The 22,533-nt window shown below is 62.7% G+C and carries 20 protein-coding genes; 10 read left to right on the top strand and 10 right to left on the bottom strand.

Going from position 1 to position 22,533, the window contains the following annotated elements; genetic code table 11:
• Nucleotides 1-53 precede the first annotated feature (53 nt).
• Entirely contained in the window at nucleotides 54-752 is a 699-nt protein-coding gene (locus AC1Q7F_RS19270; RefSeq protein WP_492509818.1) for a sulfite exporter TauE/SafE family protein, read from the top strand.
• Between the two features lie 3 nt (nucleotides 753-755).
• Here AC1Q7F_RS19270 and AC1Q7F_RS19265 read toward each other — a convergent pair whose 3' ends face one another.
• The 6 genes from AC1Q7F_RS19265 to AC1Q7F_RS19240 form a co-directional block, all read right to left on the bottom strand.
• Nucleotides 756-1,490: a DUF6065 family protein gene (locus tag AC1Q7F_RS19265; protein ID WP_492509816.1), complete on the bottom strand. Its 735-nt coding sequence runs from the start codon at nucleotides 1,488-1,490 to the stop codon at nucleotides 756-758.
• Nucleotide 1,491: 1 nt separating this feature from the next.
• The gene (locus tag AC1Q7F_RS19260; protein WP_492509814.1) at nucleotides 1,492-2,685 is read right to left on the bottom strand and encodes a DUF2336 domain-containing protein; all 1,194 of its coding nucleotides are present in this window, start codon (nucleotides 2,683-2,685) and stop codon (nucleotides 1,492-1,494) included.
• Between the two features lie 3 nt (nucleotides 2,686-2,688).
• Nucleotides 2,689-3,228 (bottom strand): MarR family transcriptional regulator, encoded by a 540-nt coding sequence (locus AC1Q7F_RS19255; RefSeq protein WP_492509812.1) that lies wholly within the window; start codon nucleotides 3,226-3,228, stop codon nucleotides 2,689-2,691.
• A 174-nt stretch (nucleotides 3,229-3,402) separates the two neighbouring features.
• Entirely contained in the window at nucleotides 3,403-3,825 is a 423-nt protein-coding gene (locus AC1Q7F_RS19250) for a VOC family protein (protein ID WP_492509810.1), read from the bottom strand.
• Nucleotides 3,826-3,880: 55 nt separating this feature from the next.
• Nucleotides 3,881-4,348: a spore coat protein U domain-containing protein gene (locus tag AC1Q7F_RS19245; protein WP_492509808.1), complete on the bottom strand. Its 468-nt coding sequence runs from the start codon at nucleotides 4,346-4,348 to the stop codon at nucleotides 3,881-3,883.
• 75 nt (nucleotides 4,349-4,423) lie between these two features.
• On the bottom strand, nucleotides 4,424-5,332 hold the full coding sequence (locus tag AC1Q7F_RS19240) for a spore coat protein U domain-containing protein (RefSeq protein WP_492509806.1): 909 nt from the start codon (nucleotides 5,330-5,332) through the stop codon (nucleotides 4,424-4,426).
• A 156-nt stretch (nucleotides 5,333-5,488) separates the two neighbouring features.
• On the opposite strand from AC1Q7F_RS19240, the gene AC1Q7F_RS19235 reads away from it, so the two are divergent.
• Complete coding sequence (locus tag AC1Q7F_RS19235) at nucleotides 5,489-6,853, top strand: amidase (RefSeq protein WP_492509804.1); 1,365 nt, start codon at nucleotides 5,489-5,491, stop codon at nucleotides 6,851-6,853.
• Here AC1Q7F_RS19235 and AC1Q7F_RS19230 read toward each other — a convergent pair.
• Nucleotides 6,819-9,431: a fimbria/pilus outer membrane usher protein gene (locus AC1Q7F_RS19230; protein ID WP_492509802.1), complete on the bottom strand. Its 2,613-nt coding sequence runs from the start codon at nucleotides 9,429-9,431 to the stop codon at nucleotides 6,819-6,821. The two genes, AC1Q7F_RS19235 and AC1Q7F_RS19230, sit on opposite strands and share 35 nt — an antisense overlap.
• Before the next feature lie 26 nt (nucleotides 9,432-9,457).
• Nucleotides 9,458-10,189 (bottom strand): fimbrial biogenesis chaperone, encoded by a 732-nt coding sequence (locus AC1Q7F_RS19225; protein WP_492509800.1) that lies wholly within the window; start codon nucleotides 10,187-10,189, stop codon nucleotides 9,458-9,460.
• Between the two features lie 386 nt (nucleotides 10,190-10,575).
• Here AC1Q7F_RS19225 and AC1Q7F_RS19220 point away from each other — a divergent pair, with 386 nt between their 5' ends.
• From AC1Q7F_RS19220 to AC1Q7F_RS19210, 3 genes are all read left to right on the top strand, one after another.
• A complete protein-coding gene (locus tag AC1Q7F_RS19220; RefSeq protein ID WP_492509798.1) occupies nucleotides 10,576-12,450 on the top strand; it encodes an ATP-binding protein in 1,875 nt (624 codons plus the stop codon).
• 182 nt (nucleotides 12,451-12,632) lie between these two features.
• The gene (locus AC1Q7F_RS19215) at nucleotides 12,633-13,151 is read left to right on the top strand and encodes an RNA polymerase sigma factor (RefSeq protein WP_492509796.1); all 519 of its coding nucleotides are present in this window, start codon (nucleotides 12,633-12,635) and stop codon (nucleotides 13,149-13,151) included.
• The gene (locus tag AC1Q7F_RS19210; protein ID WP_492509794.1) at nucleotides 13,148-13,762 is read left to right on the top strand and encodes a hypothetical protein; all 615 of its coding nucleotides are present in this window, start codon (nucleotides 13,148-13,150) and stop codon (nucleotides 13,760-13,762) included. The genes AC1Q7F_RS19215 and AC1Q7F_RS19210 overlap by 4 nt, the downstream gene beginning before the upstream one ends.
• Before the next feature lie 57 nt (nucleotides 13,763-13,819).
• Here the strand turns inward: AC1Q7F_RS19210 and AC1Q7F_RS19205 are convergent, their stop codons facing one another.
• Nucleotides 13,820-15,421 carry a tyrosinase family protein gene (locus AC1Q7F_RS19205; RefSeq protein ID WP_492509792.1) on the bottom strand — a complete coding sequence of 534 codons (1,602 nt, stop codon included), beginning with the start codon at nucleotides 15,419-15,421 and terminating at the stop codon, nucleotides 13,820-13,822.
• Nucleotides 15,422-15,646: 225 nt separating this feature from the next.
• On the opposite strand from AC1Q7F_RS19205, the gene AC1Q7F_RS19200 reads away from it, so the two are divergent.
• Together AC1Q7F_RS19200 and AC1Q7F_RS19195 are read left to right on the top strand one after the other, a co-directional pair.
• A complete protein-coding gene (locus tag AC1Q7F_RS19200; RefSeq protein WP_492509791.1) occupies nucleotides 15,647-16,222 on the top strand; it encodes a hypothetical protein in 576 nt (191 codons plus the stop codon).
• 161 nt (nucleotides 16,223-16,383) lie between these two features.
• Nucleotides 16,384-18,369 carry a Calx-beta domain-containing protein gene (locus AC1Q7F_RS19195; RefSeq protein ID WP_492509789.1) on the top strand — a complete coding sequence of 662 codons (1,986 nt, stop codon included), beginning with the start codon at nucleotides 16,384-16,386 and terminating at the stop codon, nucleotides 18,367-18,369.
• A gap of 67 nt (nucleotides 18,370-18,436) precedes the next feature.
• Here the strand turns inward: AC1Q7F_RS19195 and AC1Q7F_RS19190 are convergent, their stop codons facing one another.
• Nucleotides 18,437-19,465, bottom strand: a complete 1,029-nt coding sequence (locus AC1Q7F_RS19190; RefSeq protein ID WP_492509787.1) for a helix-turn-helix domain-containing protein — start codon at nucleotides 19,463-19,465, stop codon at nucleotides 18,437-18,439.
• A gap of 105 nt (nucleotides 19,466-19,570) precedes the next feature.
• Between AC1Q7F_RS19190 and AC1Q7F_RS19185 the strand changes: the two genes are divergently transcribed.
• The 3 genes from AC1Q7F_RS19185 to AC1Q7F_RS19175 all read left to right on the top strand — a co-directional run bounded on the left by AC1Q7F_RS19185 (nucleotide 19,571) and on the right by AC1Q7F_RS19175 (nucleotide 22,519).
• On the top strand, nucleotides 19,571-19,795 hold the full coding sequence (locus AC1Q7F_RS19185) for a hypothetical protein (protein ID WP_492509785.1): 225 nt from the start codon (nucleotides 19,571-19,573) through the stop codon (nucleotides 19,793-19,795).
• 67 nt (nucleotides 19,796-19,862) lie between these two features.
• On the top strand, nucleotides 19,863-21,383 hold the full coding sequence (locus tag AC1Q7F_RS19180) for an AAA family ATPase (RefSeq protein WP_492509783.1): 1,521 nt from the start codon (nucleotides 19,863-19,865) through the stop codon (nucleotides 21,381-21,383).
• A 17-nt stretch (nucleotides 21,384-21,400) separates the two neighbouring features.
• On the top strand, nucleotides 21,401-22,519 hold the full coding sequence (locus AC1Q7F_RS19175; RefSeq protein ID WP_492509781.1) for a hypothetical protein: 1,119 nt from the start codon (nucleotides 21,401-21,403) through the stop codon (nucleotides 22,517-22,519).
• Nucleotides 22,520-22,533 lie beyond the last annotated feature (14 nt).

Genomic DNA, 22,533 nt, shown 5'->3' with positions numbered 1-22,533 from the left:
GCAGGCCGCCTCCCCGCATGCCATAACGGCGCCGGCGTCCAGGGGGATTTTGCATGAACGACATGGTGTGGTCTTTGGCGGCGGCGATGTTCACGACGGGGATGCTGGGCGGCCTGTCGCATTGCGTGGGCATGTGCGGGCCCTTCGTGCTGGCCCAGGCCGGGGCCCTGTCGGCGCTGCCCGGTCCGATGCTGACCCGTGCGCGGGGGTCGATGCTGCTGCCCTATCATCTGGGTCGGATCACCACCTATGCGGCCCTGGGCGGGCTGGTCGCGGCCGGCGGCGGCGTTGTGACCAGGGCGACAGGCCTGGCCTGGCTGCTGGCGGCCATCCTGGCGCTGGCGGCCCTGCTGTTCCTGCGCCAGGGGCTGGTGGGCCTGTTTCCGCGGCTGGCCGGCGGCACGGGTGGCGGCTGGGCGGAAAGGGTGGGCCGTGCGCTGACCAAGCCGCTGCGTCCGCTGTTCGCCAATCCTGGCGGGATCAACGGCTATCTGCTGGGGCTGGCGCTGGGTCTGCTGCCCTGCGGGCTGGTCTATGCGGGGCTGGCATCGGCCATGGGGACCGGCGATGCAGCATCGGGCATATTGATGATGGCGGCCTTCGGGGCGGGGACGGTGCCGGCCCTGCTGGCCATCGGCCTGCTGGGCGGGGCGGCGGCCAACCGCTGGCGTGGGGTGGCGGCCAGGCTGACACCGGTGCTGATGCTGGTCAATGCCGTGCTGGTGGGCCGCATGGCCTGGCACATGGTGTGATGATCAGCGCTTGTCCACGAACCCCGGCGGGCGCAGCTTGATCAGGTGATCGGGGTCGGCCGGGCTGCCGTTGGGCAGCAGGCCCAGATAATAGCTTTTCTGCCATTTCTCCGCCTGGGCGGGTGATCCGGGCTGGGCCAGTTCAGCGTTGAAGCGCATGCGGCCGGACGACCATTCCTGGAATTGCCGCTCCAGGTCCGGGTCGTCCTTGATGGAGCGGATTTCCGGCTGCACATCCTCCAGCTGCCGACGGCGCACGGGGAAGAGGGCGCAGAACGGCTCCCCCGCCACGAACCGGGCCACGCGGCCGGGCGCGGTGAATTTCCAGTTCATGGTGAAGCTGTAGGGCGCCCAGTCCGTCTCGATGATGCCGGTCAGGGGGGCGATGCCGTCCTTGGGCGCGTTCACCGGGCCTTGGGCATAGAGGCTCCAGCCCGGTTCGGTGCGGAACACCGCCTCGATATGGAAGGTCAGCACGCCGGAGCCGAAATGGCTGATCGCCGGAGCCACGGTGCCGGGGTCTGGCGTGATGGCGATGGCATCCTTGCCCACACCCCCATCCCAATGGGCGGTGAAGCCGGTGCGGCAGAGGATTTCCCAGCCATGGGCATTGGCGATGTTCAGTGGCAGGCAGCGATAGGCATAGGCGTGCGGCGTGACGTCCATCCAGTCCCGCGTGGCCGGTGCGGCGCGCAGCAGCGGCGGTTCGTCATGCATGGCAAAGCAGGTGAGCTTCATCTCACGCCCGCATGGGGTTCAGCGCCGCGCCGATATCGATGCCGGGCTGGTCGGAGATCTGCATCAGCAGTTCATCGATCTCCCGTTCCGCCGTGTCGGCGAACTTGTCGAACAACACCTCCAGCACCGCCTGCTGGAACCGCTCACGCGTGCATTCGCCGCTGGCATAGTCGGTCTCCAGCGCCACCTGCTGCGCCGTGCGGAACGGCGCGGTCAGGGCACCGGGAATGTTCGCCGCCTCCATCAGGCAATGCAGGCCCAGGATGCCATCATCCCAGGCCAGAATGCCGGCGGCCTGCGGCGTGATATTGGCCCGCGCCGCCATGCCGGCCACGAACAATTCCAGATCGCCGGCGCACAGGGCCCGGAACAGCACCTGTGGCGTCAGCCGGCCCTGGCGATAGAGATGCTTGGCCACCATCTCGGCATCGTCGCGCGACAGCAGCAGCGGTTGCAGGATACGCAGCGTCGCCGCCTCCCGCCCGCCCTGCGCCAGGCGCTTGGCCAGCGCCGGTTCGATATTATGGTCGCGGATCAACTGCTGGCGCACATCCTCCGACACCAGGGCGATCATGCGTTCCACCACCGCCATGGTCACCTCCGGCCGGGCGGCGATGCTGTCGGCGACGATGCGGAACTGCCCGAAGCGCTCGGCTGCGCGGTTCAGGGTGGCCACCCGCACCGCCGCCCCCTTGTTGCGCAGCAGATGCACGACGGTGACGACATTGCCGGTTTCCACCAGGGCGGCGGATACGGCGGCCGACACGGTGCGGCGGCCGGCGATGGCCAGCTGCTTTTGCGGGTCGCGTTCGGCCACGATCTCCAGCAGCAGCTTCTCCGGCAGGCCATCCACATATTTCAGGATGGGTACGGCCACCTGGGCCACGTCGCGGGCCAGCTTTTCCGCCATGTCGCCGGTCAGGATGGGGCTGTTATGGATCTGCCAGGCGACGGCGGCCCGCACCTCCGCCTCCGCGTCGGCGGCAAAGGCGCGCAGAATGTCCACCGCCAGCCGCTTCTCCGCGTCGGTGAGGTCCCCTTCCTCCATCTCCATGACCAGCTTGGTCACGGTGTCGATGCGGGGGCCCGCGCCGGGCTGGTGCAGCAGGCGATCGACGTCGCTGCTGTTCAGCCGGGAGCGCAGGATGGGGCGCAGGGGGCCCTCTGGGTCCCCGGTGTTCGGGGGCATCATCATCGATCAGTCCTGGCCGCGGCTGTCATAGCGCACGACATCGCCCCACAGCCGCTCCAGCCGGCGCAGCATGCGGTAGGTCGTGTCCAGGTCATGGGCATCGGACGGCGTGCGCAGCAGCTGGCTGGCCTGCCGGCTTTCAAGCTTGCCGATCTCCGTGCACAACCATTCGCCCCTTTCCGACAAGCGCAAACGGGCGGCACGGCGGTCGCGGGCTGACGCGCCACGATCGACATAGCCCTGTTCGACCAGATGCTTCAGATTGTAGCTGGCATTGGAGCCCAGATAATAGCCACGCTCCATCAGGTCGCGGACGGTCAGTTCGTCATGGCCGATATTCAGCAGCATCAGCACCTGCATGGGGCTGATGTCATCGACGCCGATACGTCCCAGCTCCACCCGCACCACGTCATGCAAACGGCGTTGCATATGGTCGATAACCCGGGCGATATCTGCATAAAGCGAGACTTCGCTGACCGGGGCTTCGCCGCGGTCGGGCGTGAGATGTTCAATGGGTGCATCACCCATGCGGGTCAGTCTGATCATTGTTCCAAAGCCCCGCCCCTCGTCACCCATCATGACCGCCTTTTGGCTCGCCGGGCCAACAAGTAACCGTCCCGCCTATCGCACAGATTAACGTGTGCGACAACCAACGCCAAGAGCATAGGATGTATTTTAGCACGCCCCTGTGACATAGGTCATTTGGGGAATGTGTTGGTTTTAGCGCGCGAAGATCATGCTTTCGTCGCGGAAGGATTTGAACTCCAGCGCATTGCCGGACGGGTCGAGCAGGAACATGGTGGCCTGTTCGCCCACCTGGCCCTTGAAGCGGACGCCGGGTTCGATGATGAAGCGCTGGCCGGCGGCGGTGAACCGGTCGGCCAGGGCGTGCCAATCGTCCCAATCCAGGATCAGGCCGAAATGGCGCACGGGCACGTCGTGCCCGTCCACCGGGTTGGTGTCGGCATCCCCGCATTCGCCCGGCGCCAGATGCGCCACGATCTGATGGCCGTAAAGGTCGAAATCCACCCATTCCGGGCTGCTCCGCCCCTCCGCACAGCCCAGCAACCCGCCATAGAAGGCGCGGGCGGCGGCCAGGTCATGGACGGGAAAGGCCAGGTGGAAGCGCGGGCGGATGGTCATATTTGCGTTCCCTCAATCGCCGGGCCGCCGGTCGGCAGCCTGCATGATACTGGCATCACTTGGCGGCGATGGCGATGGTCACCGTATCCTCGTACTGGCCGGCCTGGCGCTGGGTGCCGTCGGGGACGGAGACGGACAAAACCGTCTGGCGCCCTGTGCCGGTGACCGCCCGGCTGGCGGCCAGCGACCCGTCGGCAGCACTGTTGCTGTCGCCATAATGCAGCGTATAGGCGATGGTGGCACTGCCCGACGACAGGCTGCCGCCATTCTTGGACGACAGGCTGACCGTATAGCCGTTGGCGGCGTTGCAGCGTTCATCGACCGTCGCCACGGGGATATTGGCACCACCGCCGCTGAGGTCCAGGGTGGCGTTGCCGGTAGACAGGCTGATGGCGCAGGTGGCGGCGACGGTGGCGCGCAAGGTGATGGTGCCTTGGGCAGATTGCGCCCAGGCGGCCGGTGCCGCCAGCAGCAGGCAGACCGTGACGGTTCCGCCCTTGATGAAACTTCCCATCCGCACCATGGCAGATCCTTTCCACCCATTCTGGGCAACCACGGCGGTTTATCCCGCGCCGTGACGGTCATTCACGCCATCATCTTAGTTGGCGGTGATGGTCAAGATCAAGTTGTCCTGGTAGGTGCCGGCCAGGACCTGGCCCGGCGTTCCCGTTTCCACCCGCATCTCATAGCGCCCGGCACTGCCCAGATCGACATTGGCACCCCGGCTCAGCGATACGGCGCGGCCGGAAACATAAAGCTGGTAATCGATGCCGCCGCCGCCGGACGTGACCAGCCTTCCGCCATTTTCCGATGACAGCGACAGCGCGTAATCGCCATTGCCGCTGATATCCAGGTCGAAGCGGCCATTGCTGCCGCGCGTCAGGTCACCCAGATCCAGCGTGCCCACCGATCCGTTCAGGGGCCGGGCGACACCATTGACGATGACGCTGGCGGTGACCACCGTCCGCACCTTGGTGCGGACCTGGGCCGTGCGCGAGGCGATGGGGCCGACGGGAATCCCGTCGACCAGCTGATAGACATTGACCGTCACGCGATCGGAATAGGTGCCCTTCGGCACCAGCTGCCCGCCGGGGATGTTGGAGAAGATCTGGATCGACGCCTCGTCGTTCTTCTTGTCCATCTGCAGGGCAAACATGTTGCTTTCATTGCCCCGAATGTCGCCCACCCGCTGGCTGAGCCGGCTGTCCTTGTACAGGTCATAGACCAGCCGGTCCTTGGAGCTTTCCAGCACGCGGCTGCCATTGCCGCCATCGTCGATGCCGACCAGCAGGGCGCAGGCTGGGCCGTCATCATGCTCCAGTTCCACCGCGTGATAGCCGGTGGCGTTGCCGCCATAGGGATCGTATTCGGCCGTCGGTTCGATCCGGTCGATGCTGTTGATGTCGATTTCGCAGCGATCGCTATCCTTTGCCGGGGCCGGTGCGGCCAGCAGCAGGCACGCGGCCAGGGCGAGAACGGAACGGGGCAGGCGGGGGGCGGTCGGCATCTTCATTCCACATCATCGGCACCACCACAGGTGGATGCAATGACAATGCCAGTTCCGGGGCCGGCAATCCAAGCGGTTCGGTGGGAACCAAAAGCATAGATCGGGCCGGCGCAGCCGCTATGATGGCGCATCCCTTGTGAAGGCAGCCCATCCGCCATGACCGATTTCGCCCGCGTCGCCGAATCCGCCCTGGACCGCATCGCCCGGCTCGACCCGCATCTGCGCGCCTTCGCCCTGGTGGAGCCGGAATGGGTGCGGGAGGAGGCATGGCGGCAGGACAAGGCGGGACTCAAGGGGCCGCTGGCTGGCCGCACCCTGGCGGTGAAGGATCTGCTGGACCTGCGCGGCCTGCCCACCGGCGGGGGGTGCCGCACGGCCGTGGTGGGGGAAGCGCCGGCCCATGCGGCGGCGGTCTCATCGCTGATGGGTGCCGGCATGCTGGCGCTGGGCAAGGCCAACACAGTAGAGCTGGCGTTCGGTACCTGGGGCATCAACCGCGCCACCGCCACGCCGCGCAACCCTTGGGATCCTGCCACGGTGCGGGTGCCGGGCGGATCGTCCAGCGGGTCGGCGGTGGCCGTGGCCGCCGGTCTGGCTGATGCCGCGTTGGGAACCGACACGGGCGGGTCGATCCGCATCCCGTCGGCGCTGAATAATATCGTCGGGCTGAAGCCGACGCAGGCACGGGTGCCCATGGCGGGCTGCCTGCCGCTGTGCCCGGAGCTGGACACGATCGGCCCCATGGCGCGGACCGTGGAGGAGGTGGCCCACCTGCTGGCCGTGATGCTGGACCCGGCGGCGGGGCCGGTGGCGCCCGGGTCCAAGCTGGCGCGGCAAGCACGGTTCGATGCCGGCGAGGTGTTGGCGGCCAGCCCGCGCGGGCTGGTGCTGGCGGTGCTGCCCGACCGGTTGCTGGACGGGGTGGAGACGGCGGTGGGGGCCGCCTATCTGACGGCGCTGGCCAGGCTGGAAGCGCTGGGCGCCAGGCTGGTGGAGGTGGCGCCGGCCATCGATCCGGTGGCCTGCGTGGAGCCGTCGGGCCTGCTGATGGCGGGGCGGGCCTGGCGGCTATGGCGGGAACGGATTGAACATTACGGTTCCGAAATGGATAGCAGCGTGCGGGGGCGGCTGCGCAGCGGCCAGGACATTACGGATACGGAATTATCCAGGCTGATCAGGGTGCAGGGGCAGGAGCAGGCGCGGTTTCATGCCTGGGCGCAGGATTACGACGTCCTGCTGACCCCCACCGTTCCCCTGACGGCACCGGCCTTGGCCGACGCGGATGAGGGGCGGTTGCCCTTCAGCCGCTATGTGCGCATCGCCAACTGGCTGGACCTGCCGGGGCTGGCCGTGCCCTGCGGGGCGGATGCGAGCGGGATGCCCATCTCCCTCCAGTTGCTGTCCACCCCCTGGCGGGAGGGGGTGCTGGTGACGCTGGGCCATGCCTATCAGTGCGACACCGACTGGGCCGACCGGCGGCCCGACCTCAACCGCCTGGCAGCTGGATCGGGTCCAGCTTGACGATGCCTTCCGCCTCCTTCGGCACTGTGATGGGGAAGGGTTTCTTCTCCATGCCCGCGATGATCAGCTGCCAGTCGCCGGGGCGCACGCTGTCGATGCGGAACAGGCCGGCGCGGTTGGTGAAGAAGGCCAGATCCTTGGCATCCTTGATACCCACCGGCCGCAGCACACCCGACAGCAGTGAGGCCGGCTTGCCATCGGCCGCCACCAGCGTGCCGACCAGCGAGGCGATGGCATCGGTGCCGATGGTGATGATGGTGCCCGACTTGTAACCGGGCTGCACCGCCGGCCGATCTTCCCCCAGATCGTAATTGGCCGGCGCGTCGGGCACGTCCAGCAGGATGGGCCGCACCAGATAGGCGGAAATGTTGGGCACCACAGGCACGCCCAGCCAGTCCGTCTCCGCGACATAACGGTCATCCACCGGATCGACGCCGACATCCTTTCCGGCCAGACGCGGATGGGGGACGATGATGGCGAAGCTGTTGCTGATGGGCCGCGTGACGCCGACATGCCCGTCGGCGAAGGCCAGCGCGGTGGCCGCCGTCAACTGCGTGCGGCTTTCGATGCCCTTGGCATCGTTCAGGCTGCGCCGCACCGTGTCCTGCCGCAACTGCGCGTCGAAGCGCTGGTGCGTGTAGTTCAGGTTGCCCTGCACCCGGTCGCCGGCTGTCCCCTTCTCGTTCAGCAATTCCAGCCCGCCGGAAAAGGCGTTGACGCTGTAGAGTGACTGGAAGCGCCAGTCCAGGCGCTGCTGCCGGGAGATCGTGTCGATGCTGGCGCCTGCGCTCTGCCGCCCGCCATCGAAGATGAAGCGGGTGGTGAGATAGACGCCCGTCTCCTTGACCCCGAACCCGTCGCGGCCATGGCTGAATGTCAGGTCGATATTGCCGGTTTCGAACAGACGGCGGCGCAGCGCCAGGTCGGCGCTGTAGCTGTCACCCTCATTGGTCCCCCGTGTCAGGCGGTAGCGCCCGCCCAGCGAGGCGGTGATGTCGGCGAACAGCGGGTGGCTGATACGGGCGGCGGCATCCAGCTTGGTGTTGGACACGAAGGTGGAGCCGAAGGAGCGGTAGTTCGGGTCGTAGTAACTGACCTGGGCGGTGATGGCCTGGCTGTCCAGTACCGAGGCGCCGTTGGTATAGGAACGATAACGCAGCGTGCCGCCAAACCCGTGCTTCCTGTCGGCTGGAGTTTCGTCGGGGCCCCAATCCGTGCGCCGCAGATAGGCGGCGGGTTCAATGCCGAACGTGCCCAGAGATGTGGCCACCAGAGCCTCCGCCGTGACGCTGGTTTCGGTCTTGTCGATCTGGGTGCCCAGCGTCAGGGTGAAATTGTCGGTGACGCCGACCCGGTGATAGGCCGACAGGATCGGGTCCTTCTCGTCATAGGTATATTTGTCATCGACCACCTGCGAGGGCACGCCCAGGCTGTAGCCATATTCCTGCACCCCGGCGGCCAGCAGCTGGCTGTCGAAGAAGAACGGGAAGTCGATGGTCTGTTCGCGTCCGAAGGCGTCGGTGATGCGGATCTGCACGTCATTGGTGCCGGATGCGCCGGGAAAATTGTTGAGGTTGTAGGGGCCGGGCTCCAGGCGGAAGGTGCGGGTAGGCCGGCCATTGACGATGACCTCCACGACCGACGGGTTGTCCAGAATGAATTCGCGGTTGCCGCCGGGCTGTACCAGGTCGTAGGGACGGATGGAGAAGTTCTTGGCCACCGAGATGCCGGCCATGGCGCGCCCCACCTGCGCGCCTGTCACCGGCACCGACAGGTCGCCCAACTGGGACCGGATGCCCAAGTCGACAAAGTCATGGATCATGCGCACCGGGCCCCGCGACAGGGTGCGGGTGGCATCCTCCCGGTAATTGATCTCTCCTTCCACCACCCAGCCCTTCCAGTTGATGGCGGGCTCGAAAGAAACGGAAAGCGGGCCCAGACCATCATCGCCCAGGCCTGTCGGCACCGACAGATATTCCACCGCCGCCCGCATGTTCATCTGGGCCGACAGGTCCGCCTGGGGCACGATCGTATAGGCGCGGGCGGCGGCACCGCGTTCCAGCACCGACAGGTCGCGCGGCTTGCGCGCCGCCGCCGGCACCGTGACCTTGACTAGCTGGTCGCCACCATCATAGGCGAGCTGGATGCCGGCCCGCGCCATGCGGGCGGGGGCGGCATGCCCATCGGGGCCGGCCTGGGCCAGCAGCGCCTTCAGCGGCTCTTCCTGGGCGATGGGGCGCAGCAGCTCGGCCAGCTTGCGCAGGTCGACCTTAGTGTCATCGGCGTTCAGCGACACCACGGCCGGCACCTGCCCGATCTCATATCCGTCGAAATAGACGGGGATGTCGGCCTTCTGGCTGGTGGCGGCCTGCTTCTTCTGCCCGAAGGCCTTCTTGAACAGCTCATCCGCCGTGATCTTGGGTGCTGCCGGTGGCGGATTGGGCGTGGCGGCGGGCACCACCTCCGACCCCGCACCCAGCGCCAGCCGCACCGGCGTCAGCGCCAGTGCCAGCGCCGACGGGCCGGCGATGGCCAGCAGCCGGTACTGCCGGAGAGAGAGGGGAAGGGGGGGGCGCATGATCAGAGGCGGGGGGCTGTGTCAGATCAGGGCAGGTTCAACTTGGCCTGCAAAGGACCCTTGGGCAGGTCGCCCGGCCAGGGCAGCAGGAAGTGGCGCGTCACGCCGGGCAACACATTCTCCCCCGCCAGGCCGCCCAGCCGGTCGGCCTGGACAGTTACGGATTTTCCGCCCGCCGACAGGGTCAGGGTCGGGTCCTTCAGGATCTTGTGGGCGGTGCCGTCATTGCGCACCTGCATCTCCATCACCACCCCGTCGACCAGCTGGCGCGGGCCGGCGCTCAGCACATTGATCTGCGGCTTCACGCCGGGCGGGGTGACATAAAGGGAGGCCTTGTACTGCACCAGCAGCTTGACCTTGCCGCCTTCCGTCGGGGCCTGGCCGATATCGACATCCAGCTGTTCGGCGATCAGCCGGAAGGCCAGTTCCCGGTCGGGCGTGGCGCTGCCGGTCCATTGCACGCGCACCGACTGGCTCTGGTTGGGTTCCAGCACGATCTGCTCGGGAAAGATGATCCAGTCGTCGGACCGTTCCGCCGGCAGATCCTCTCCATCGGGTCCCATCTTGCGGCCGGTGATATGCACCTCGATGGCGATGGGCAGCTGCGTGTCATTCTCCACGCGGAAGATCTGCGTGGCGCCACGGCCCGACGGTTCGAATTCCATTTCGATGGGGATCAGGCGGAAGGCGGCGGCGGGCGCGCTGCCCAGCAGCAGCACCCCCATCGTCAGCAGCAGCCCGCGGATGAGATTGTTCATGACCATGCGTCCCGGATTGGCGTTCCCTTGCCGTCGCCTGGGACGGCCCCCCTGGCCCGACGGCTTATTCACATCGGACAGACCTTTGAATCATATCGACCAATCATTTGCTATAACGAAGCGCAGGACAAGATAACCCGATGCGCAGGCCGGCCTGATGCCGGCAGGTGGAGCTGGTGAGCCTTGTGACAAGTTAACGCGAAAAAATCCAGGCAAATCCATGTTAATGTGTTCATGAATGAGTCGGGTATATTAAGCGTATGCGACTATAGATGCTGTTCGCCGCCCAATTCCTGCGCTGGAGATTGCGTATTGTGCGGCGTTGTTGCAAGATGGACCTTCTACGCAATCTTCTGTTTATCGATGCCGCTGTCAATTTGACGAACATGAACCTGGAACATGCCCTGCTGTTGGTCAACGTCGCCCCCCTTCTGGGGGCGGGTGGGCTGTTGGCTGTCATCTGGGCGCATGGGCGGCGGGAAACCTATGCGCTCTGGTGGGCGCTGGCCTTCGGCACAGCGTTACTGGCCCTCCCGGTGATCAGCCTGGTGACGGGGCCCTTCACGCCGGCCACCGGTGCCATCGCGCTGTTGGGCGACACGCTTTACAACCTGGTCTTCTTTCTCTTCACGCAAGGTGCGGCCATCTATGCCGGCCGCCGCCTGCGCTGGCGCCGCTGGCTGGCGGGCGGGTTGCTGGTGTCGGTGCTGGTGGCCGTGGCCCTGGCCCGCAATGACGGGGTGCTGCGCGAACTGTTGAATTGCGGTTTCATCGAGGTGGCGCTGGCCGTTGCCCTGGTCTGTCTGGGGAGTGTGCAGCCCCGGCGCCTGCCGGAATGGGTGCTGCTGGCAGCGATGACCATCATGGTGCTGGTCAACACCGCCTATGCCGCCGACCTGTTGCTGAACCGACCCGGCGATGTGTTGGACCCGTCCACGCTGGGCAATCAGATCTTCTATTACGCGTTGCCCATCGTCGTGGTGGCTGTGGCCATGGGGACGGCGGCGGCGGCCTTGCTGCGCATGATGGACCGGATGGCGGCGGAGCGGGCGGCGGCGGAGGTGGCGGCCGAACAGGCGCGTGCCGCCGACCGTGCCAAGTCGGAATTCCTGGCCACCATCAGCCATGAGATCCGCACCCCCATCAACGCCATCCAGGGCTGCCTCCAGATCCTGGAGACCCATAATCTGAACGCCGCGCAGATCCGGCTGCTGGAGGTGATGGGCAGTTCCAGCGCCGCGCTTCTGACCCTGATCGACGATGTGCTGGACATGGCGCGGCTGGAGGCCGGGCGGTTGGAGATGGAGCCGGGTCCCGTCGATCTGGGCCTGCTGCTGGGCGACCTGATGTCCACCGTCGGCCCCCGGGCGGAGCGCAAGAGCCTGTCCCTGAGCCTGCGCACGGGTGACGGGGTGCCGTCGGGCGTGGTCACCGATGCCAAGCGCCTGCGCCAGATCCTGCTGTGCCTGCTGGACAATGCCGTGAAGTTCACCGAGCACGGGCGCGTCACCCTGTCGGTGGACCGGGTGGAGGCGCCGGGATCGGTGCCCGGCCTGACTGCCCCGTCGCCCATGCATTGGGTGCGGTTCCAGGTGGTGGATACCGGCATCGGCATCCCGCCTGAAAAGCTGGACCAGATTTTCGAGATGTTCAGCCAGGCCGACAATTCCATCACCCGCCGCTTTGGGGGGGCCGGCCTGGGCCTGTCCATCGCCCGGTCGCTGACCGACATGCTGGGCGGCAGCCTGATGGTGGAAAGCGATCCCGACCAGGGCAGCCAGTTCACCTTGTGCCTGCCGCTGGTGCCGTTGCCCGTGGACCGGCCCCGCCAGGATGCGCCGATCCAGGCAGCATTGCCGACAGGTGCCGGCGGCCCCCCCGTCATCCTGCTGGTGGAGGATGATGAGGTGAACCGCTTCGTCGCCACCGAACTGCTGGTCCAGCGGGGTGCTGAGGTGCTGCAGGCCGGTAACGGCGCCGACGCCCTGGCCATTGTGCGCGAGCGGCCCGTGGATGCCATCATCATGGACCTGTCCATGCCCGACATGGACGGGCTGGAGGCCGCCCGCCGGCTGCGCGCCATGGGCGGCCAGGGCGCACGGGTGCCGATCGTGGCGCTGACCGCCAACCTGTCGGCGGAGATCCGTCAGCAATGCCGCGATGCCGGCATGCAGGCCTTCCTGGCCAAACCCATCAAGCTTGAACATCTGATCGGTACCCTTTCCGCTGTTCTGCCGCAGGAAACCAAGCCGGCGGCGTAACGCCGTGCCCTCAAGCGCCGGGCGCCGCCATCCGGCGGCTTGGCTTACGCCGCACGTGCGGCGGGCCGGCGGTCGCCGGCCTGGGGTACCTTTGCGTGAATGCTCGCAAAGAATTTTCCATTTCCTTGTAAGGAACCGGGGCCGACACCTGTCTAATCCATCGGATCGAACGGGAGCGGATGATGGATGGTGGACGCGAGGCGATGTTCCGGGAATGGATGCGGATGCATCTGGACCTGCTGCACCGGGTCGCGCGGGGCTTTGCCCCGCCCGCCGACCAGCCGGACCTTCTGCAGGAACTGATGCTGGCCGTGTGGCGTTCCATGCCAGCCTTTCGCGGCGATTGCCAGCCCATCACCTTTATCTACCGTGTCGCCCATAATCGTGCGCTCACCTGGCAGGGCAGCGAGAATGGGCGCACGCGGCGGGATGCCGCCGCCGCCGCAGAGGCCATGCGGCGCACGGAACTGGCCGCCGACCCCGCCGAGGTGCGGATGCTGGAACGGCTCTATGCCGCCATCCGGCAATTGCCGGCCCTGGACCGGTCGATCCTGCTGCTGGCGTTGGACGGGGTGGCGTACCGCGACATCGCGCAGATGCATGAGATGGGCGAAAGCGCCGTCGGCGTCCGGCTGACGCGCGCCAGGGCCCGGTTGACAGGAATTATATCCCAAACACAAGCGCAGGAGGAAGAGAAATGAGCATGGATATGGACATGCTGGAGCGCGCCTGGACCGGGGCGGCCAACCGGCCGGAACAGGCAGCGGGCCTGTATCTGATTGACAGCCTGATGGGCGAAGTATCGCGCCGGCGGCGGGATTTCTGGCTGCGCATGGGGCTGGTGGGGGTGGCGCTGGGCGGATGGAGCTTGGTGGCGCTCTATGCCATCGTCTGGCGCGGTGTCGTCGACCCGGCGCGGGAATGGGGGGCACTGCTGATGCTGGCGATATCCTGGGGTGTCTATGGGCTGGTGGTGCGCCGGGGCTGGGAAGGGACGGGGGCGGCGGCACCCGGCCCGTCGCTGCCCGGCAATCTGCGCGCCCTGCTGGCCCAGAACGAGGCGGCGATGCGCCGGGTGCGGATTCTGGCGGTGGCGGTGCCGCTGTTCCTGGCCGCCCTGGCGCTGGCGGTGATGCAACTGGGCGATGTCGGCAAGATGAGTGCGCGCAATATCCGCGATTTCACCCTGCTGGCCGGCATGGGCTTCACCCTGGCCACCTGCATCCATGCCTGGCGCTATCACCGGCGGCTGAAGCCGGAGGGGCAGCGGTTGCGCCGGCTGCTGCGGCAATATGAGGAGGTCGCCGACTGAGGAGGCCGATCCCGGCGGCAGGGGCAAACCTTCTGCCGCCGGGATCGGTGCTTCATGTCAGGTACCGCGGATCTCCAGTTCCTCGATGGCCGGGGCCGGGGCGTCGGGCCAGGCCGGGGCGGGTACCAGACGCAGATCCAGGTGCCCGCCGGCCTTTGCCACCAGTTCCGGATTGAGTGTCACGCTGAACCGGTAGCGATGCGCCATCCCCGGCATCGGGCCGCCGAAGAAATCGATGGAGCCGGTATAATAGGGGCTGTCGGGCCCGGCGGTCTTCACATCGTCGGGCGCGTTCAGCAGCACGCTGTAGCGCCGGGGCGTGCCGGGGCTGTTGGGCCGGGTAAAGGTGATCGCCGCCTGAAGCACACCAGACGACGTACCGATGGACCAGTCGGACAGGGCCTCCACCGCCGGGGCGTTGGGCGCCGAGGCCAGCAGGCGCCGTTTGGGGGCCACCTTCTCCTGCGACAGGGTGGCCACCTGATCGGTCAGTTCGCTGCCCACGGGTGGGCCATAGCGATAATCGAAGCGGGCGGGGTCGATATAGTCGCCGGCCCGGCCATTCAGCACGGGCTTGCCCTCGGCCGTCCAGAAGAACAGGAACTGGTCGCTCTTGAATTCCGCCAGCGTCTGGCGATCGGTCGGCAAGGTGGGCAGGCCCAGCGCCCGTTGCTTGTCCTCCCACATCCACCAGAGCCGGTCCATGTTGGCATGATGCAGGAAGAAGATCGGGTCCACCGGCGACAGGTTGTTGGTCATGTTGCCGAACGGACCATTGCCCCAGTTGCCGGGACCATCGAAGGCGCCACCAATGAAATTATGCGTCTTGTTGTGTGGATTGTTCTCCAGCAGGGAGAAGAAGGTCACCCCGCTCTGCGGCATGGCATTGTGGGAGGCGGTCTTGGAACTGGTGAAGCTGGTCTGGTCATCCCCGGCATTGAACAGCCGCGGGGCCAGCCCCTTGGCCACCTCCGGCGGGCTGCAATAGCCGGCGATCTTGGGGGCCAGGTCGGGGTTGGTGGCCGTGGGGTATCGGGCCCTGTCCGTCTGGGCATAGGCACGGTCGCCGATATCGACGCCGTTGGTGCCGGCCACGCCGTCCCACAGCTTGCCGAAATCGGTGTTGCCGCGCAGGTTCTGCTGCACCTTCTGCGACGGGTTCAGGCTGTTGAAATAGGCCTGCAGCGTCGGCTGGATGAAGGCGGTAAAGGTGGGCAGATCCTTGGCGTATTTCGCGAAGGCATCGGCCACGGGCGTCAAAGGGCCCTCGAACATGCCGGCCGGCAGGCGGGGCAGGTGGCTCCAGTCCCAATAGGGAAAGGCGAAATCATCCATGCCGCTATATTTGCGGATGGTCTGTTCGACATAGCCGACATAGCCCCGGTGCCAGACATAGAACCACCAATTGCCATGCGGGCAGTCCATGTAATGGACGAAAGCGTTGCGGAACCAGTTGTGCGGATCGGTCGCCGGCTTCTCCAGCATGGTGGCAACGGCCCGGGCATAGCCCTTCAGCATCCGCTGGCCCTCGGGGGTGGACACGTCGTGGCGGACATAGCGGGGCAGGCGGGTCGTCGCCGCCAATCCGGTTGCCGGCATCGTGCCCAGGCCGGCCAGGGCCGCCGAACCCGCCAGCAGATCACGTCGCGTCACGCGCATTTCCATCTCCTCACGATCCGTAAAAGCGGTGAAACATAGGCGCTATCGGCGAACAAGTCACGCGGCAATGCGCGTTTTGGTGTGTGCATGGGCTATGCCTGCTGCGGCCGCAGAAGGCGCATCTGATTATATTCCTATATCCCGGTTTGACGGAAAAGGCAAGAGTTTGGCTGTGCCGCTGCGGGCGCGACGCCATGGTGGAGGCTCCAGAGATGAGGGGGACCTATGCCGCTTTATCGCGATGACCAGGGCGGGCTCTATCTTTCCCCCCGGCTGGACCTGACGGGGGAGCGGGTGCGGCCCCAACCTATTGCCATGCCGGAGGGCGCCTGGCTGCGCGTGGCACAGGTGAAGCCGGGATGGTCAGGGTGGATGGCCAAAGCGGGGCTGGTCCTGTCGGCATTGTCGCTGCTGCTGGTGCTGGCGGCGGGGCCGCTGCTGCTGCTCTGGGGGCGCTGGGCGGGGATGATGGCGCTGTGGGGCATGTTCATGGTGCTGATCCTGGGGTCCGTCGGCGTCATGCTGCTGGGCTGCCGGCAGGTGGCGATGGACCGGCCCCTGCGCCTGGTGGTGCCGCAGCCGCGCGGGCTGATGCTGCTGGAACTGCTGCGGCCCTGGGGCGCGGTGGCCATGCTGGCGGCATCCCTGCTGATCCTGCATGAGACGCGGATACTGGCGGATATTGAGGGCTGGCTGTGGCTGGGCTGGGGTCTGGCGGCGGCGGGCGTGGGGGCCTGGAACCTGCATTACGGGCGCCGGGTACGACAGGGGGCGGCACCGGGGCTGCGCCGGGTCGGGTGAGGGGGGTGTGACTTCGCATCCTATCCCTTCTGTCTGTCTATTGCCGCCTTGATGCGGAATGGTAGGGTTCGGGTTCCGGGGGCGGAAACGCCGGCGATATCGCGCGCAAGGGGATGGGGTTCCCCGATCCGCGCGGGCGCCGGTTTCCTGACGAGGAAAAGATGGCAGCCATTATCATCAGCGAAGACACCGTCTGGCGCGCTGGCACGGTGATCAACGACGCGCAGGTAAGTTTTACCAACAATGCGAAACTGACCATCGAAGGCGGTGTCACCGTCGGCAATTCCACCTTCACCGGTGGCGCCGTGACCGTCCGGGGTGGCGCGGTCATACAGGATTCGCATTTCACCACCGCCTTCAACCTTGTGCTTGATGGTGATGCGGGCAATCCCGTGCGCTTCAACAATAGCTCCATTTCGGGCTATTCCTATTTCAGCGGGTCGCTCCAGATCGATAACACCATCTTCACCGGCGGCAGCATCAATATGGTGGCGGAGGATGTCGGGTCCGTCTTCTCCCTCACCAATTCCACCTTCAACAGCACCAGCTTTGCCAGCTATACTTGGCCTTATCTGCGGGCGGGCGGGGGCGCGGTCATCGAGAACAATGTGTTCATCGCGTCCGGTGCGATCTACAGCCTGGGTGGCGCCACCTTCAAGAATAACAGCTATTTCGATTACAGCGATCCGTTGGGCCCTATCCAGGGCAGCGCCTTCACGGTGATCGGCAATAATTTCTTCTCCAACGGTCAGCGGCTGTTCACCATTTACGGCGATGTCAGCCAGACGCATCTGAGCGGCAATTATTACGGCACGACCGACGAGGCCGCCATCCGGGCCATGATCGATACGAGCTGGACCGAGCCGCGCTTTTCCGTGCCTGACATTTCCGGCTACCTGACATCGCCCAGCACGACGGCCCCCGCCTATACCCCGCCGACCCTCAGCGTGAGCGCCGGGGCGGCGGCGGAGGGGACGGGCACCACCTATGTGCCGATCACCGTCACCCTGTCGGCCGCCCAGACGGTCGATGTCAGCTTCACCTATCATATGGCCGGCACCACGGCGACCGACCGGGTGGATTACCTGCCCCTGGGCGGGGCGGGAACCATCCCGGCCGGGCAGACGCAGCTGGTCATCCAGGTGCCGATCTATCCCGACGCTATCCCGGAAGGGCCGGAAAACTTCTATGTGCAGCTGTCGTCGGCCGTCAATGCCATCGTCAATGGCGGGTTGAGCACGCGCATCGATGTCACCATCACCGACGATGATATCGCCCGGCGCCTCGTCGGTACCGGGCTGGCCGATACGCTGACCGGCACGGCCCTGCCGGAACGGCTGCTGGGCCTGACGGGCAATGACACGGTCAATGCCGGTGGCGGGGCCGATATCCTGTCGGGCGGGGCGGGCAATGACCGGCTGGATGGCGGGGCCGGCGTGGATACGGCGCTCTATACCGGGAACAAGAGCGATTACACAATGACGACCCTGGCCGACGGCACGCTGGAGGTGCGGGACAACCGCGCCAATGCGCCCGACGGCACCGACATCCTCAGCAATATCGAGGTGCTGGTCTTCAACAAGTCGGCGCATTTCCTGCAGACCCTGCCCACCACCAGCGCCTTTGACGAGCAGGCCTATCTGCTGTTCAACCCGGATGTCGCGGCGGCGGTGACGGCCGGCACCTATGCGTCAGGCCATGATCATTGGGTCAAGTTCGGCTATGGCGAGAAGGGGCGGCTGGAGATCAATCTGGTGGATGAGGCCTTCTATCTGCGCCAGAATCCCGACGTGGCCGCCGCCGTGCAGGCCGGGGGCTTCAGCAGCGGGCGCCAGCATTGGGAGATGTATGGCCGGGGCGAGGGCCGCGCGCCCGACATTTTCTTCGACGCCAATTACTATCTGTCCAAATACCAGGATCTGGGCGCGGCGTTCGGCACGGATGCCAAGGCGGCCCTGTCGCACTGGCTGAATTTCGGCATCCATGAGGGCCGCAGCGCCAGCCCCTATTTCAACGTCGCCGCCTATATCGCCGCCAATCCCGACCTGGCCAACATCCAGTCGTCAGGGTTGGAGCATTTCCTGGTGTTCGGCTATGGCGAGGGACGGGCGGCACCGGTGGATGCGGACTGGTTCGGGATTGCCTGATCGGGTCTCCTGACGGTGGCGTGCAACCAAGTGCAACACATCGTGGGTGTGTGTTGCATATGGCTGGTCATGGCCAGCGGTAATGGCGCAAGGGGCGATAGGGGTTCAGCGGTTCGGCCGCGTCGCAGACCAGGCGCGGCAGGCGGTGGCTATGTTGTGATTTGATCAACATCGCTTCGGTGTCCCGGAAATCCACATCCTCTGCCAGTTGCGGGATCGGCGGCCGCTGTTTCTTGCGTTTGGCGAGCAGCGCCCGCACCCGTTCGCGCGCCCGGCGCGGGGCCAGAGTGACGCAAACGGGCGGCGCCGCACCAGGGTCGGTGGTGCCGGTGCGGTCACCGCCGGCAAGCAGCGGGGCCGGGGCGTCGGGCGGGGGGACCGCCATCGCGTCGGGGGCGGCCAGGATCGCGTCGGTGTCGGCCGGGGGGCTGGCCGGTGCATCGGCCGGGGCCGGGTCTGGGATCGGGGCCGGGGCCGGCGGTGGCGGCGGGTCGGGCGGCAGGGGGGCAACCTGATCGCGGGCCGTCGCCAGGATGTCCCGCACGGCGGCCGGGGCGCGGGCCGCGCGCGGGATGGGGCGGCGGATGGGCAGCCGTTCAGACTCCGGCAGGATGGTGCCGCCCAGATCCAGCCGATCCGCCGCCCACAGCAGGACGCGGACATTGCCGGCGCTGATCGCCTGCTGCAACCCGTCCACCACGGCATGGCGCAGGGCCACGAAACGGTTGTCGCTTTCCCGCTGGAACATCTGGCGTTCATGCTGAATGCGATAGCGCAGGCCCGCGGAGCGCTGCATCCCGCGCCAGATGGTGGTGCGGGAAACCCCGAAATATTTCGCCACCTCCATCACCGAAACGCCGGACGCGATGAAATGCGCCACGCGGGCCCATTGTTCATCATTCAGGCGCGAGCGGCCCAGGCCGGAGGGAAAATATTCCTCATGGGCCCATTCGACATCGTCACCGGCCCGCACCGCCTCCGCATCATCCGACCCGCGCCACCAGGATTCCGCCTGCTCGGTCGGGGTCAGATCGTCATAGGCCGGGTCCAGGGGAAGGTCCGTGGCGGGCGGGTCGGTCAGGCGGGGCTGTGGCATGGGGGGCTCCGGGGCTTGGGAATTTGATCTGGATAATATTCCTATATCAAGTCAAGCGAAAGGGCAAGAGTGGGTGGGGGTTCGTGGTCAGCGGATCGATGCGCGATGCTGACCCCGGATGGGGAAGGGGGAGCAATGCCGCTATACCGGGACGACCAGGGGGTGATCTATAACGCGTACCGCGCCGACCTGACGGGGGAGGCTCTGTGGCCGGGACCGGTCTGCGCGGTCGAATATGATTCCGATAAGAACGTCTTCGCCATCAATCTTGGCATTGCGAAATTTGTTGTTTACGGTGAGGGAATTTTTCTATTTAATGAATTTTGCTAATATTGTATTAGCAAAATTCATCGTATTTCGATGAAAATCATCTCGAAGACAACGGGGTGGAGGTATTATGTTGAAGTCCATATATATGGAAAACTATAGGGCATTTAAAGGAAAGACCAATATAGATATTAAGCCAATTACAATTCTATTAGGAAAGAACAGCTCTGGAAAAAGCTCCATAACGCGTCTTTTTCCGCTGATACAGCAATCTCTTGAAAGGCAAAGCTCTTCTCCAATTTTATGGAGCTCTGAATCTGTGGACATGGGGAATATAACGGATGTTATGACGCACAAGTCGTCAGGTGGATTGTTGACGATTGGCTTTAAAATTGAGGCGCATGATTTCTTTGAATTTGAGTCTCCATACTATCGCTTATTGCGTGATCATGAACGGAAAATGCAAAAAGACATGACTATTGAATATGCCTTACATTTATACCCAGAAGACAATAAGACTATTTTTAAGTCTTTTGATATTTTTATTTCTGACCAAAAGCTTTCCGTCAACTTAGGGGAGGGTGGAAGAATAAATGGATTTCAAATTGACGGTAAAAAATATTCAACGCATGGAACAAACTATTTTGCTGACGCAAAGACCTTGGTGCCCGAGATACTCAGGTCCTATGAGGAGTCTTCGGTTCGGCGGTTTTCTGCGAGGCTGCCTGCATTCTACGAGGGTATGGATATGGCTTTGGACGGTGTTTTGCATGGCAAGACATCAACTGAAAAGAGGGCGCTTTTTTCAAGAGATTTTATTTTCGTTCATAAAAACTATTGCCAGGGCTTTCTTAATCATTTCCCGAACACTGTATCTAGTAAGATAAATAGTCATACATCAAAGAACGTGTCTGATGCGTCTATGATTAACGATCTTCCAAGAATTAGTCGTTATTTACAGCAGAAGTTGCAGAAATATTTCTTGAGATCGGCACATATTGGACCTCAGCGAGCGAGTGGAAAAAGATTCGATAGATTGCAAGAGTTGGCTGTAAATAAAATATCATACGACGGAAGTAATACGGCGATGTATATTAACTCTTTAACTGAAGATGGGAAGGTTTCTTTTAATAAGCTTATGTATGATGCTTGTGGGCATCATATTATGGTTGAAAAGTCTGGCCCTGGCCATGTAAGTTTAAAAGTGGGGGTGCCGGGGTCAGATATATTCGAAAATATCGCAGACGTTGGATTTGGTTTTTCGCAAATAATACCTGTAGTTGCTCAACTGCACGCGGTAAGAGAGCGTAAAGATCCGCTCGATGATGCATTTATAGATGCATTGTTTTCAGTTGAGCAGCCAGAATTACACTTGCATCCTGCTCTGCAAGCAAACTTAGCTGATCTTTTTGTCTCAGCTGCAAAGGACATGAACACGGAGCTCAGTAGTTTAAAGATTGTTGTCGAGACTCACAGTGAAAATCTTATTTCGCGACTAGCGACTTTAATTTCTGAAGGAATCATTTCTGCGGACGAAATAGGCATATATATTGTTGAAAAGGATACAAGTAATTCTTTCTCATTTGTTCGAAAAATGAATTTTGACGAATGTGGCGTAATTGATGAGTGGCCAGTCGGGTTTTTCTCTTAATTTCAAGGAGATAGAATATGTATGTCACACTATCGAATTTATTTATGAATATTTCGGATAGCGAATTCAAATCGTATGAATTGCTTTTTGATAAATTAATAATGCATCACCTCAGTAAAAATATTCTTTTTTCTATAAATCCTAGATTGATATCTAGGATTAGAAAATTGATAACACTTGGCCCTCAGTCCAAGAGAGCCATTAATGTTATAAATAAGCGCTCTCAAGATTACATGGCCTCTTTAAAAAAGGTCGGTAAGTATATAATTATTCAGCCAAATGATACCTGTCTTCCCGATAATGAAGTGGGAAAGAAATATGTACATGCTAAAGATATCGACTGGTGGTTCCAGTGCCCTCCACATTTATTTGTTGAGAATGCCGTAAATGACGGCAACGTATATCGATATATCATCAATGGAGCGCTTCCTTATTTGGGATTTAATCCAAACCATGTAGTGATTCGGGCATATAATGGCGGCGGAACTCCGTTAGGAGCGATTATTGAATATGAATTTGGTGAATCCATACGTGGTGGATGTATATGTGATAGAGATATGTGTTCGAATCCACCTCCGTTGAAGAAAAATGGAACAGCAGATATTACTCATAAGGCTCTCATGAGTATAAAAGTAATAGACGAAGATTTTGTAAATATTGGAAATAATCCATTATTTTTCTTCCACGTCACGGATGGTTGGGGAGTCGAAAACTACATCGGCCCACATGTTCTGGATTTCTACCTTTCTATGAATCATTCTTTAGATTCCATAAGGTCCGAATTCTTAGAGGCATTCCCAAGTTTTCCAAATTTGTCTCAAATAGAAATGAAAGAGTGGTCATTGATAAATTTTAAAAAATCTAGCCAATCTGAGACTGAATTAGCAATTTCTGCGAAGTCTATACATGGAATTTTAATTGAAAGCCAAAGATCAAAAATTATTGCAAAATTAAAATTCCCAGACAGCTTAATTAAAACAATATCATCTAAAAGTATGTTAAATTCGTATCCAGAGAGAATACGTTTTTCTCTGGATATGGATTTAAAGAATGTTCATTATACATCTTTTATTGCCGATCTTGTAAGAAAGGTGGCATCCTCTCTTGCTGCCGATTCAAAGATGGGGATTTCATAACCCCCAAGACGCCC

The sequence above is a fragment of the Niveispirillum sp. GW835-FHT14G11 genome (assembly GCF_058793615.1).
Note: the sequence above shows the minus strand (reverse complement) of the source record. Positions and strands in the feature narration are given on the sequence as shown.